Raw genomic sequence first — 12,788 nt, 5'->3', positions numbered from 1 at the left:
CATTCTTGTGAGGAGTTTAACTTTAATAGAATAAAAAAATTAGAAATTCCCTTTTAAATTACATAACAATCAAAAAAATATTTAATATGTATTTAAAATAGATTATTATTGTACCTCTCAAAATAAACATTTCACTTTATTTTCCAAATAAATAGTATATAATTAAATTAATCATATGCAGAGATGGAGGAAGTGAAAATGGGGTGTCACAACTTAATAGAACCTAGTCCAATTATGCAGATACAAATGAGCAAAAAATCTACCATCTATCAGTCTTACCATCAGTTCCTGAAGATACACCCAAAAGACCACGCCTCTCAGCTTACGAAAGATGTGTGCCTCAACACCCTGCCGCTGTCAATTGAGGAACAATTAGCCCGTTTGGAATTCTTATATATGAATGATTATCATGAGGAAATGAATACTCTGGTCCACTCCCCTTATTATTCGCACGAAGCTGCCTTTCTTTATCGTGTCCTAATGAAACGCAGGCAAAATCTTCTGACCTATAAAGATTTACAATGGTTGGAATCAATTACCTTTCACCATCCCTCTATACAGTGCCTGCACTACTTCATTATTGTGTATGCATACTACGATTTAAAACAGTACAGCGGCTTTGATAAATATATTGATCTATGCCAGCAGGCACTTCATAAAATAAATGAACCTCTATTTCACTATTTTATGAAGCTTCGTTTGGACGAGGCTGCTTTTCACCACTATTGGAAAGCTAATCACACCTTATTGGCAAGAAAATACGCTTATAAATTTATAAATAAAGTAATTGCTCCAAGTCAATTATGTAAGATGAATCACCATTTAGCTTTAAGTCATTTGTACGACAGCTACGAAAAATCATACGATTATGCCTTAGCAGCGTTAGCTATCGCAGAGAAAAGTAACCTAGCAGCAGCTATCTCTTCAATCAGAAATCATACAATCCCTTTTATTTGTGCTTTTCATAATCAAACTGACAACATTACAAGTCCAGATCCAGTTGAAACTGCTCATCTTGCTATTGCTGAAAATAAATTTGCAAAAGCAAAAGAGATTCTTTCTGCATTGGATTATTTAACTCCATTTCAGCAAACTTATCTTGGTGTGGCAACTGCTGACAGAAAGATGTTATTAGATGCTCATACCCGATTTACGTGCGATCTGAATGACTTCTTCTTCGCGAAGCTTCCTCTACTCTATTTAAAGAGAATCCCTGAGGAGTAGGCACTTGTAAGCGTGTCTACTCCTATATCCTGAGAAATATGATAATTTTGGAAAAATTCGTTTACTTTCTTGGAATAATATATATAATTAATGTTAAATGCAGGAAAATCGAGGTGTCATAATGAACCGCCATACAATGATAGAACCCACCCAGCTTATTCAAGGATTAATGAACCGCGCTTCCCGGGTTTATGAGCATTATCACTTCTTACTTCAAACCCACTCCTCTCAGCAGGCTGCTGAATTTACAAAAGACTTCTGCCTAAACTCCTCGTTTACAGCCACAGATGATCAATTGGCATGTTTTGAATTTTTGTATATGAACGATTTTATAAAAGAACTGGATGATCTGCTCCATGATTTCTACAAGGACTCTAAAGCGTTCTGTTTGTATAAACTACTGCTGAAGAGACGGAAGCAGGTAATCACTCTGACAGAATTGAAAGATTTAGAGTCTCTTACATTTAATCACCCCTCCCTTCAATGTCTTCATTTATATGTAATTATTTATTTGTATTACGATCTTAAAATGTATACGGCCTTAGATAAATACACGGATCATTGCTATAACTGCCTCCATGAAGTAAGAGAACCCCTATTCTACTACTTTATGAATTTAAGATTTGACGAACTATCCTTTCACCACTATTGGAAAACAAATAATCTGATTCTGGCTAGAAAATATGCTTTTAAATACAGCAGTAAAGTGATTGCACCAAGAAAGCTGTGCTCTATGCATCATAACCTATCGCTTTCCTATGTGTTTGAGAATTATCGTTCCTCTATGCATCATGCCCAGTCAGCGCTGCAAATAGCGCTGCAGCATAACTTCAAATCTGTAGCAGCCATTTTAAAGAACAATACCATTCCTTTTATTGCAGCTTTCCATAAAAGAACAAAAAACGTATCAACTACCGACCTTGTAGAAACGGCTCACATTGCTATTGCGGAAAACAAATGGGAAAAAGCATCCGGACTCCTGACTTCTTTAAACACCTTAACTCCTTTTCAAGAAAGCTATTTGGGTCTAGCGGAACGCAACCCGTCTCTTCTAATAAATGCTCACCAGCGATTTCTTAATGAGAATGGCGATCTCTTCTTTGCCATACTTCCTAAACTCTATCTGAAAAGACTTAATCAATTTATACAGGAGGGGAAATGAATGCGAAAGTGGGTACTATGTCTATTAGTTTCACTTAGTTTAGTTTGGACTTTTTCAACGGGAGACACTGCGACTGCCAAGCGCGACCCTGGGGATGGAGGGATCGGCTCGATCGTCGAATTACTGTCCAATGATCCCGGTGATGGAGGAATAGGATAGGTCTTTCATGCAGCGGAAAGAAGGCAGGGAACACAACTCGCTTCCCTGCCTCCTTTGCCGGCATAATTGTGGGTTCTGAAATTTGACTATATTAAATAAATACAGGAAGCTGTATTATGCTCTTTTTAAGCTCTGGTTAACATTCTTTTAAGAGCTTTACCAGCTTGCAAAGCTGTACTTTTGTTGACAGTAATTCGATTAACCGGGCGTCCCGCAGCTATTGAGTCTAAAGACCACGCTAAGTGAGGCAGATCTATACGGTTCATTGTTAAGCATGGACACATGTTAGGGTTCAGAGAGATAATATGCTTGTCCGGGTGCTGACGAATGATCCGGTTAACGAGATTCATCTCTGTACCAATGGCCCATGAACTTCCAGAAGGAGCTTGAGCAATTGTATCAATAATGTAGTTAGTGGATCCTGCTTTATCTGATAGTGCTACAACCTCTCTTCTGCATTCAGGGTGAACAATTACGTTCATATCATGATAGGTTTCACGAACATGGTGAACATTTGCTACTGTGAAATTTTCATGTACTGAACAATGACCCTTCCATAATATCACCCTTACTTCACTCTTGTCCCCTTCATATAGAAGCTCTTCATTTAAAGGATCCCATACGGCCATCTGTTTAAGCGGCACCCCTAATTTATACGCGGTGTTCCTGCCAAGGTGCTGGTCCGGCAAAAATAAAATGCGTTCTTTCTGCGTGAATGCCCATTTAAGCATTTTCTCTGCATTGGAAGAAGTAACAGTAGCCCCGCCATGCTCACCAACAAATGCTTTAATAGCTGCCGTAGAGTTAACATAAGTGAGGGGGACAATCGTATCCTCAAACTCCTCCATCAGCTTACTCCAAGCTTTTTCCGTCTGATCGAAGCTGGCCATGTCAGCCATTGAGCAACCTGCTCTCATGTCAGGAAGGTATACTTTTTGATCCTCTCCCGTTAAAATATCTGTAGTCTCAGCCATAAAATGAACACCACAAAAAACAATCGCCTCCGCATCATGATGACTTGCAGAAATTTGAGCCAGCTTTAAAGAATCACCTCGTACATCCGCAAACTCTATTACTTCATCTTTTTGATAATGATGGCCAGGCAAAAATAACTTTGTCCCCATTTTTTCCTTAATAGTACGTATGCGATATATCAGCTCATTTGCATTCATTTCGTTATATTGTTTGGGTAATGTGGGACTAGATGTCTCCAGCTTTTCAAAAATATTCATTTATCATTCCTCCTATTGTTCTTGCAATCGCTCACACTAATATCTAAAGAGGCAGCAGAATGAGTTAAGTAGCCTAAGGAAATGTAATCAACCCCGCAATATCTATAATCATCTAAATCTTCTATGGTAATGCCACCAGAAGCTTCCGTCGTAATGTGGGGAGGAATAAGTTCAATAAATTTATTAATCTCATCAATTCCTCGATTATCAAACATTATGCAGTCAACTCCTGCTTCTACTGCTTCTTTCACCTGCTCTTCAGTTTCCGTTTCCACCTCAATTTTCACCATGTGACCTAGTTTCAGGCGCAGACGCTCTACTGCTTTTGTTATCGAACCAGCAAAAGCAATATGGTTATCCTTAATCATTGCAGCATCATAAAGTCCAATCCTATGATTAAAGCCTCCTCCTTGTCTGACGGCATATTTCTCGAACATCCTAAGTCCAGGAGTCGTCTTACGAGTGTCACAAATTCTAGTATGTTTACTCTGTAAAATTGCCACCGCTTTAGCAGTTAGCGTCGCGATTCCACTCATTCGTTGAATTAAATTTAAAATTACCCTTTCCCCTTTTAATAGGCTCGATTGTTTACCTTTTACATGAGCGAGTATTTCACCTGGAGCTGTCTCGGCGCCATCTTCCTTCAATAGTTTTACTTCGACTGAGGGATCCAGTAGTTGGAATCCTGAAGTAATAATTTGTCCGCCGCAGAATATGCCTGGCTGTTTAACTAGAAACTCAATCTCCGACTCCCCGTCTTCAAATAAATAGTCACTCGTTACATCCCCGTCTCCTATATCCTCAATTAAAAAATGCTCCAGGGATTGTTTAAGCCTTAGATTGTTCATAACTTTTCCTTCTTTCTATACGTAAGTGAGTGATCCGTTTATCCAACCATTTTTCTGATTCAAGTGGAAAATCGCTCCTGTAATGTCCTCCCCGGCTTTCCGTCCGATCCAAAGCTCCCCTGGTAATTAAATAGCAAACTTGAAGCATCGAAATAATCTGCCATTGTTTTTCGGTCAGGTTAGCAAAATCTATATTGACCCACTTTTTTAATTCAAAGGAATCTATCCACTCTAACTGTTGACGTAGTGAAGCTCCCGTACGAACAATTCCTACATTTTGCATCATTTGAAATTGAATATCTTTTATTTTCGGTAAAGAAAGACTGGAAATTTCCCAAGCAGTCTTCACCTTTGGAGCTTGGCTCGTATTAAACTTAATTACAGTCTTTTGATTTCCTATATATTGCGCAAGTCTTTTCCCAAAAACCAATGCTTCAAGTAAAGAATTACTTGCCAGGCGGTTAGCTCCATGAAGGCCGGTACAAGCTGCTTCGCCAATAGCATACAGCCCTGCTATACTTGTCTTTCCTTCCAGATCCGTCTCGATCCCTCCCATTAGAAAATGACATCCTGGTGCGACAGGAATTCTTTCATAAAGTTGATTTTTACGGCACAATTCTGACACTGCCGGAAACCGCTTTTCAAAATTAGACACAGGACGAACATCTAAGTAAATTGATTTTCCCTCGTGCAGTTTATGATAAATTGCTTGAGCTACTATATGACGGGGAGCTAAATCTCTTAGTGGATGAATCCCATCCATAAGATACTTTCCCCCCTCATCTACCAGTCTGGCTCCTTCACCCCGAACAGCTTCTGATATAAGTCCGTGTGCCTGACCCTCGTTAAATAGGAGTGTCGGGTGAAATTGAATAAATTCCATATCCTTTATCTTTGCACCAGCCCAATATGCTAGAGCGATCCCCTCTCCTGTCGCCAGCCTTGAATTAGAGGTGAATCTGTAAAGCTGGCCGCATCCTCCTGTAGCCAGCACTACGTGAGGTGCCACAAAAGTGTGTAATTCACTATTCTTACCAAATGTATTTACTCCAAAGCATCGGCCCTCACGATTTATTAGGAGTTCGTAAACACATTCTTCTTCTAACACATGTATATTAGGTCCCATTCTTTTGACCAAACACTCTATGATTGCAGCTCCTGTTTGGTCTCCCCCTCCATGTATAATCCGCGAATGACTGTGCGCGCCTTCTTTTCCAAGCTGAATCTTATTGTTATTCTCCCGATCAAACCTGCATCGAAATTCTGTAAGCTCTTGAATAATTTTTGGTGCTTTACTGGTTACGTGACGAACTGTCATCTTATTATTAATATTTCTTCCTGCTTCTAAGGTATCTGCATAATGGAAACAGGGATTATCTTTTGAACCAATGGCTGCAGCTATTCCCCCTTGAGCCAGAGAAGAATTACTTTCTTTCATACGTGACTTTGTGATAACAATCACATTTAAGTGCCTGGGAAGTTGTACGGCAAGCTGCAGCGCAGCTATGCCGCTCCCTACTATAATGACATTTGATTCCCTCATAATCATTCACCTTTACTTTACATGTGTATTGACACTTATATTTACATATATTTAAATAGATTACAAGACTTTTAATTAAAGGTGGTCAAAAATGAAATACTTTGATTTTGCTGCAACCTGTCCGATAAGTAATGAAGCCTTACAAGCTTATATAAAAGCTTCTCAGGATTATTATGGGAATACGAAAAGTCTTCATGATGTCGGCACTAAGGCAGACACACTGGTGGAGTATTGTCGTACAACCTTAGCTGGCCTTTTGGGAGCTGACCCCCAAGGCCTCACCTTTACAAGTGGAGGAACAGAAAGCAACATGATAGCCATCCATTCTCTGGCAGAGGCGAGTAAAGGAAGACATATTATAATTTCTGCAGGAGAACATTCGTCCATTAAGAACGTGACCACTAAGCTTAGCAAACAAGGTTTTATTGTGAGCGAAGTTCCTTTAACAAAAGAAGGTATAGTAAATCTTGAGGAATTAAAACGATTAATTCGTGAAGATACATCCCTCATATCCATTCAACACGTAAATTCTGACATAGGCAGTATTAATCCGATCGAAAAAATCCATAAGATTTGCAAAGAAAATGACATCCTGCTTCACAGCGATTGTGTCCAGTCTTTTGGAAAAATTGATTTAAGTACATTCTCTTCTCTTGTGGACAGCTTTACAATTTCCAGTCACAAAATCTACGGCCCTAAAGGAGTAGGAGCTTTATATATACATCCATCCATTTCAATCCTGCCTTTTTTGCCAAATGTAACTCATGAAAACGGCATTCGACCGGGAACTTTAAATACTCCTGGGATTGCTGCGTTTACTACGGCTGCTAACGAGAGGCTGTCTAACCTTCCCCGCTGCCAGGACCATTTTCAACAGTTAAAAAAAGAGTTCTTTAAAAATTTAAATGCAAGGAATCATAGAGTCGAGGTTTTAGGATCAAACGTTGCCTCCTCAATTCCTATTATTGGAATATGCATCAAAGAAATGAATTCCCAGCATGTATTGCTTGAAGCAAATCGCATAGGCTATTCCTTCTCTACTGGAAGCGCGTGTCAGTCAAAATCAAATGGTCCCTCCCCCACTTTATTATCTATGGGAATCTCTGAGGAGAAGGCAGCTACCTTTCTCCGGATTTCATTTGGGATGGAGCAAACCCTTGAGGATGTCAGAAGCTTAGCTGAGGATCTACTTGAAATACTTCTACACAGTGGAAGACCGTAATTTGTTTTATTAAGTTAAATGAACTATAGACTTTTGTGAAAAACTTATATATTATGAAAGCGATTACACTTTAGAAGGGGTGGATTTAACTTGAAAAACTTTATTTTTGCTGTTGGATTTCTGTTTTTTTTATTTGTTTTTGCGCAACCGCTTGCACTAAATACGGTTAATGCTGATGAGAGCAGCTATGACTCCGTCGTGCTCCGGGGAAATGCTGATTCTATCGATTGGTCATCGAATAACAATCCGCTTACATATGATCAAGGGAAATGGATAAGCGAACCAATCGCGCTTGAAGGAGGAAAAGCTGTTGAATTTAAGTACGTGTACGATGGAACCTGGATGGAAGGCAGTAATTTAGAATTTACACCTCCTCAGGATGGCGATTATATTTTCACGTTTGATCCTGAGGATGAACGTAATGTAGATGTGAAACTGGCCGATACTACCTCAGGAAGTTTAACATTACATTTAAAAGTTCCTGAAGACACACCGGATTGGGTAACACCTGCAGTTGCATCTAATCAGAACAATTTTAACTATTCCGCCAGCCCGATGGAAAAAGCAGGGGAAGATCACTACCAATTAGATGTAAGAGGGGAAGCAGGGGAAACACTGGAATACATGTACAGTTTAGGCGGCCATTCTTATAAAGAAAAAATTGATACGAATCGAAAGGCCGTATTCACAGAAGATAATAAAACGTATGAAGATGAAGTGAAAGCCTGGGAAACCGTTCCTGTGGCTCAAAATGTCTCTCACAGTTTTAATCATGACCCTTATACGCCTGACCAGCAGGATAAAACCACGATTGAAGTCTCAGTTGAACATTTTGGTCCTATTGATGAAGGGGCTGTATACTACACGACAGACGGCTCTATACCTTCAGGAAAGCGTGCAGAAGCAGAAAATGGAGAAACGGTACCGTTAGTAGTGAAGGAAACAGAAACAGATGAGGATGGCCTGCAAACTTCTTTGCTTGAAGGGAAAATACCAAAGCAGAAAAATGAAACTAGAGTAAAATATAAAACAGATGTATGGAACTCACAAAGTATTGGTTCTCAATTCGCTGATAACAATGAATTAAGTGCCGAAGATGCTACTGAATTTGCTTATTATGTAGACGATTATGAATCTCCTGACTGGGCTGAAGAATCGATTATTTATCAGGTGTTTGTTGATCGTTTTCATGACGGAGAGGAAAGCAATAACACGTCCGTTGACCCTGCCCTGCCTGAGGAGGAAAGGTTAAAAGGCTGGATGGGCGGAGACTTGCAGGGTGTCATTGAGAAACTGGATTATATTGAGAGTCTCGGTGTCAATACATTGTGGATCTCCCCTATTTATGAAGGACCATATTCACACGGATATCATCCTACTGATTTTTTAAAGGTCGATAATAGATTTGGAAGCAATGAGCTTATGAAAGAATTAGTAGATTCAGCTCACGAAAGAAATATGAAAGTCGTCTATGATCTTGTTCCTAATCATGTGTCTGAGAAGCATAATTTTTTCCAGGATACTATTGAGCAGGGAGAAAATAGTGATTACTACGACTGGTTTACGTTCACAGAATGGCCGGATGAGTATGAGACGTTTGAAGGCGTTCAGGAACTTCCTGAATTAAATAATGACCATCTGGAAACAAGAGATTATATGCTCGATACCGTTGTACCATTCTGGATGGATGAGATTGGCGTGGATGGGTTTCGTCTCGACTATGCTAAGGGTCCAAGCCACAGTTTCTGGGTGGATTTCCGCCATAAAGTAAAGCAGAATGATCCAGACGCCTTTATCTTCGGAGAAGTGTGGGATGATTTAGAGAAAATAAATTCTTATAAGGGGAAACTTGATGGAGCCATCGATTTTGAAACACAGTCAGCTATTTATGATGCAATGATAAACGAAGGAAGTATGAAGGAACTCGGTTCTTCTCTTGAAACCATCTTTGACTCCTATCATGATGAATTTGTTCCGGCTACGTTCCTAGACAATCATGATATGCCCAGGTTCATTTATGAAGCAGATGGCAATGTCAATACTGTAAAAGACGCAGCTGCTTTGCAGTTTACTCTTCCAGGAGCACCTATTATTTATTATGGTGATGAAGTAGGATTGTCTCAAAGTGGAGACCACAACCTTGTAGATGAATGGAAGGACCGTTATTATCGTGAGATGATGCCATGGAATGAAGAAGATCAAAACCTGGAGTTGAAATCTCATTATCAAGAGTTAATAGAAATGAGAAAAGACCATCCAGCCTTAACGAAAGGGGAGTTTGACGTTATTCATTCCGACGATAATGTACTTGTATATGAACGCCGGCTTCCTCAGAACAAAGTAGTTGTCGTCGTGAATCAAGGGGGAGAGGATCAAACAGTTGATTTGTTCGACCTTTATAATCAAGAGACACCGAATAATGTAAAGCTTCTGCCTTTACTTGAAGATGACAAAGAACTAAGAAGCAAAAAAGGCCAACTTCCTGTTTCTAGTTCTGCTCATTCTGTTGACATATACGAAATTAAAGGAAAGCTCAACTAAGCAGGCACCTCATAGCAGACCGCTGCTGTCTAGCTGGTATACAATGGCATGTTTTAAGATGAATATACGCGGGAAGTAGTGTGGTAGATAGTTAATCTATTCATTTTACTAAGGAGAGTATAAACATGCCATTTATTAAAGAGTATATAAACGACGAGACCGTCATGGAAGACGTAAAAAAACTTCAGCGCAATGGAGTAAACAGTAAAGATATTTACATTCTAACTCATGATGACGACCGGACGAGCCGCATCGCGAACAATGTAAATGCCAATACCATTGGTCTATCTGAGCAGGATGTAAAAACTGTAGTAAGTAACATCTTCAGCAAAAAAGGTGACGAGCTGAGGGCCAAGTTACAGGAAATCGGCTTATCTGAAGAAGATGCTCATGAATACGAAGAAGACATGGATGAAGGCAAAGTGCTTCTAATCGTAACCAGTGATAAAAATATAGAAAGCCTGCTTGTTTAACAGCAGGGATGAAAATCTGCCCTTTAACGGGGCAGATTTTTTAAATAAGAAGCTTCAACATAGTCTTGTAAAAAGAGACGGTGCAAAGGAAATAGTAAGAGGGTTTCTTAAGGGTGAAAAATAACCTTTACATACGATCCTTTGTTATTGACGATTCGGTCAAACATTTCAGGTCCTTCTTTTAGAGGTTTACGATGAGAAATCATAGGAGCCACGTTAATCTGACCAGTGCTCATATAATGAACGCTAGCCCCCCATTCCTTACCGGGAAATGGAGAAGAAATAGCGTTCCAGGAACCTAAAACTCTTAACTCATTCCGTACGATACGCTCAAAATAAAAACGTTCGATCTGAATATCAGCGTAAGGTATTCCCATAAAGACAACCTCTCCGCCTTTTTTAGGAAGAGCAAGCACCTGGGCTGATGTGACTGGGGAGCCGGCAGATTCAATTGCAGCGTCCACACCTTGACCATCCGTATACTCCCGGATTTGATCATAAGCTGTTTTCTCCTTTGAATTCATCACTACGTCTGCGCCGAGCAGCTTTGCCGTCTCGAGCTTTGTTTCATCAATATCAATAGCATACACTTTTTTTGCTCCGAAAATCTTTGCCCATTGGATGGCGAGCAGACCGATACTCCCACACCCCATTACAGCCACTTCCGATCCCGGCTTAAGGTTCGTACGGTAAAAGCCATGGGCAACAACGGCGGATGGCTCAATTAAAGCTGCAGTGTCATAATCCACCTCATCCGGAAGAAGTACAACATTTTCTGATGGGAGCTTAACATATTCTGCATAAGCTCCGGGGTGTCGTGCACCGATAACAGTAAGGTTTTCACAGCGTGATAATTCTCCTTTCTTACAGCTCTCACACGTTCCACAATAGTATGCAGGGCACCCCGCAACACGATCTCCTCTTTTAATGTGGCTTACCCCGGTGCCTGCCTCTGCGACTTCTCCGGCAAATTCATGCCCAAAGGTCATTCCTTCCACATAAGGACCCAGCTTCTTATAGCGGGAAAGGTCCGACCCGCAGATTCCAGCAGCCTTCACTTTAATTATGACTTCATCTTCTTTTTCAATTACAGGTTTCTTAGTTTCTTCAAATCTCAAATCCTGTCTGTCATATAAATTGAGGGCTTTCATATTCGCTCCCCCTTTCTTTTAGCCAGCTGTTTCCTGGGACTTTTTCTCCCGCTGAAAAATTTTGATGACCGCTGCTCCCACTACCACCGTATTAAATATACTCTGGTATTCGAAATAGAAATCACCGATCCCTCTCATCGGCCCCAACATGAAATCTAAAAATAGATCAACCATTTCTTCACCCTCCTTTTCTTCAAGTTATTCTAACGGTTTTAATAAGACTTTGATCGCTTCTCCACTCTTAATGGCGGTGTAGGCCTTCTCCCATTGAGAAATGTCATACTCATGGGTCACTAAAGCTCTGGCATTTACGCTTCCGTTATTCATCAGTTCAAGGGATGGTTCCCAATCTGATGACTTCTGGCTGCGGCTGCCGACTACTCTTATTTCTTTTTGAATGATCTTCTCTACGTCGAAAGGCACTTCAGGTTCTGCAAAAATCCCCACTTGGGCGTACTGACCTTTTTTTCGTAATAGATCAAAGCCTTGCTTAGCAGCTGGAGCTGCTCCTGAGCATTCAAACACAACATCAGCTCCGTAGCCATCTGTTAAACGATGAACTAATTCTTTAATGTCCTGCTTTTGAATATCCACGGCATAATCTATTCCGATTTCTTCAGCTTTTTCAAGCCGAACCCGATCATTTGTCAATCCAGTAATCAGCACAACTGCTCCACGGCTTTTTGCAACTTGAGCCGTAAGTAACCCTATTGGTCCCGGCCCAATGACTACTACGATATCTCCACCATTAATATTTGTTTTTGCAACGGCATGATAGGTACAGGCTAACGGCTCCGTCATAGCGGCAGATTGATCATCGACATTATTGGGAAGATGATGAACACTTTCTTTGCGGGCAATCAAGTACTTCGCAAAACCGCCGTCCTGCTGAGTACCCAGTCCTTTTCGATAGTTACATAGATTATAGTCACCTGACTGGCAATATTCGCACTCTCCACAAATGTAGAAGGTTGTTTCGGATGTAACCCGGTCGCCTGCTTTAAATCCGGTAACTCCTCTTCCGGTTTCAACAACCTTCCCTGAGAATTCATGTCCTAATGTTACCGGAGCAGCAACCTTGTAATGCCCTTCATACGTATGAATATCTGAACCGCAGATTCCTGCATATTTCACTTCAATCTTCACTTGATCTGGGCCGACTTTGGGCACTTCTCTTTCCTGAAGCTCTAAATGTCCAAAGCCTAATTCGGTTTTAACTAACGCTTTCATAGA

12 protein-coding genes are annotated in these 12,788 nt (G+C 40.4%); 6 read left to right on the top strand and 6 right to left on the bottom strand.

The annotated features are described in order from the left end of the window. The first annotated feature begins 198 nt into the window (after window positions 1-198). From LF822_RS13640 to LF822_RS13630, 3 genes are all read left to right on the top strand, one after another. Window positions 199-1,224, top strand: a complete 1,026-nt coding sequence (locus LF822_RS13640) for an AimR family lysis-lysogeny pheromone receptor (RefSeq protein ID WP_253924619.1) — start codon at window positions 199-201, stop codon at window positions 1,222-1,224. A gap of 121 nt (window positions 1,225-1,345) precedes the next feature. After that, the gene (locus LF822_RS13635; protein ID WP_253924618.1) at window positions 1,346-2,386 is read left to right on the top strand and encodes an AimR family lysis-lysogeny pheromone receptor; all 1,041 of its coding nucleotides are present in this window, start codon (window positions 1,346-1,348) and stop codon (window positions 2,384-2,386) included. Then, window positions 2,387-2,545: a hypothetical protein gene (locus LF822_RS13630; protein ID WP_253924617.1), complete on the top strand. Its 159-nt coding sequence runs from the start codon at window positions 2,387-2,389 to the stop codon at window positions 2,543-2,545. 125 nt (window positions 2,546-2,670) lie between these two features. Here LF822_RS13630 and nadA read toward each other — a convergent pair whose 3' ends face one another. The 3 genes from nadA to nadB are packed head-to-tail and all read right to left on the bottom strand — an operon-like array spanning window position 2,671 to window position 6,168. Then, window positions 2,671-3,777 carry a quinolinate synthase NadA gene (gene nadA / locus LF822_RS13625; protein WP_253924616.1) on the bottom strand — a complete coding sequence of 369 codons (1,107 nt, stop codon included), beginning with the start codon at window positions 3,775-3,777 and terminating at the stop codon, window positions 2,671-2,673. Beyond that, complete coding sequence (gene nadC, locus LF822_RS13620) at window positions 3,774-4,625, bottom strand: carboxylating nicotinate-nucleotide diphosphorylase (protein WP_253924615.1); 852 nt, start codon at window positions 4,623-4,625, stop codon at window positions 3,774-3,776. The genes nadA and nadC overlap by 4 nt, the downstream gene beginning before the upstream one ends. After that, window positions 4,606-6,168, bottom strand: a complete 1,563-nt coding sequence (gene nadB, locus LF822_RS13615) for an L-aspartate oxidase (RefSeq protein ID WP_253924614.1) — start codon at window positions 6,166-6,168, stop codon at window positions 4,606-4,608. The genes nadC and nadB overlap by 20 nt, the downstream gene beginning before the upstream one ends. A gap of 91 nt (window positions 6,169-6,259) precedes the next feature. On the opposite strand from nadB, the gene LF822_RS13610 reads away from it, so the two are divergent. The 3 genes from LF822_RS13610 (at window position 6,260) to LF822_RS13600 (ending at window position 10,404) form a co-directional block, all read left to right on the top strand. Further along, complete coding sequence (locus LF822_RS13610; protein WP_253924613.1) at window positions 6,260-7,390, top strand: IscS subfamily cysteine desulfurase; 1,131 nt, start codon at window positions 6,260-6,262, stop codon at window positions 7,388-7,390. 90 nt (window positions 7,391-7,480) lie between these two features. Further along, a complete protein-coding gene (locus LF822_RS13605; protein ID WP_253924612.1) occupies window positions 7,481-9,931 on the top strand; it encodes an alpha-amylase family glycosyl hydrolase in 2,451 nt (816 codons plus the stop codon). A 125-nt stretch (window positions 9,932-10,056) separates the two neighbouring features. After that, complete coding sequence (locus tag LF822_RS13600) at window positions 10,057-10,404, top strand: YflT domain-containing protein (protein WP_253924611.1); 348 nt, start codon at window positions 10,057-10,059, stop codon at window positions 10,402-10,404. 107 nt (window positions 10,405-10,511) lie between these two features. On the opposite strand, the gene LF822_RS13595 is transcribed toward LF822_RS13600, so the two are convergent. The 3 genes from LF822_RS13595 to LF822_RS13585 are packed head-to-tail and all read right to left on the bottom strand — an operon-like array spanning window position 10,512 to window position 12,785. Then, window positions 10,512-11,555: a galactitol-1-phosphate 5-dehydrogenase gene (locus LF822_RS13595; RefSeq protein ID WP_253924610.1), complete on the bottom strand. Its 1,044-nt coding sequence runs from the start codon at window positions 11,553-11,555 to the stop codon at window positions 10,512-10,514. Between the two features lie 18 nt (window positions 11,556-11,573). After that, a complete protein-coding gene (locus tag LF822_RS13590) occupies window positions 11,574-11,729 on the bottom strand; it encodes a hypothetical protein (protein WP_253924609.1) in 156 nt (51 codons plus the stop codon). Window positions 11,730-11,753: 24 nt separating this feature from the next. Then, complete coding sequence (locus LF822_RS13585; RefSeq protein ID WP_253924608.1) at window positions 11,754-12,785, bottom strand: zinc-binding dehydrogenase; 1,032 nt, start codon at window positions 12,783-12,785, stop codon at window positions 11,754-11,756. Window positions 12,786-12,788: the final 3 nt, after the last annotated feature.

Source organism: Halobacillus sp. A5 (assembly GCF_024189315.1).
In the GTDB taxonomy this organism is placed as follows: domain Bacteria; phylum Bacillota; class Bacilli; order Bacillales; family Halobacillaceae; genus Halobacillus_A.
This window is presented reverse-complemented; position numbering and strand designations above follow the sequence as displayed.

Coding starts and splice junctions, on each gene's coding strand:
- LF822_RS13590 (WP_253924609.1), bottom strand. CDS start 11,729: ATGGTTGATCTATTTTTAGATTTCATGTTGGGGCCGATGAGAGGGATC.
- LF822_RS13585 (WP_253924608.1), bottom strand. CDS start 12,785: ATGAAAGCGTTAGTTAAAACCGAATTAGGCTTTGGACATTTAGAGCTT.
- nadA (WP_253924616.1), bottom strand. CDS start 3,777: ATGAATATTTTTGAAAAGCTGGAGACATCTAGTCCCACATTACCCAAA.
- LF822_RS13610 (WP_253924613.1), top strand. CDS start 6,260: ATGAAATACTTTGATTTTGCTGCAACCTGTCCGATAAGTAATGAAGCC.
- LF822_RS13640 (WP_253924619.1), top strand. CDS start 199: ATGGGGTGTCACAACTTAATAGAACCTAGTCCAATTATGCAGATACAA.
- LF822_RS13595 (WP_253924610.1), bottom strand. CDS start 11,555: ATGAAAGCCCTCAATTTATATGACAGACAGGATTTGAGATTTGAAGAA.
- LF822_RS13600 (WP_253924611.1), top strand. CDS start 10,057: ATGCCATTTATTAAAGAGTATATAAACGACGAGACCGTCATGGAAGAC.
- nadC (WP_253924615.1), bottom strand. CDS start 4,625: ATGAACAATCTAAGGCTTAAACAATCCCTGGAGCATTTTTTAATTGAG.
- LF822_RS13635 (WP_253924618.1), top strand. CDS start 1,346: ATGAACCGCCATACAATGATAGAACCCACCCAGCTTATTCAAGGATTA.
- LF822_RS13630 (WP_253924617.1), top strand. CDS start 2,387: ATGCGAAAGTGGGTACTATGTCTATTAGTTTCACTTAGTTTAGTTTGG.
- nadB (WP_253924614.1), bottom strand. CDS start 6,168: ATGAGGGAATCAAATGTCATTATAGTAGGGAGCGGCATAGCTGCGCTG.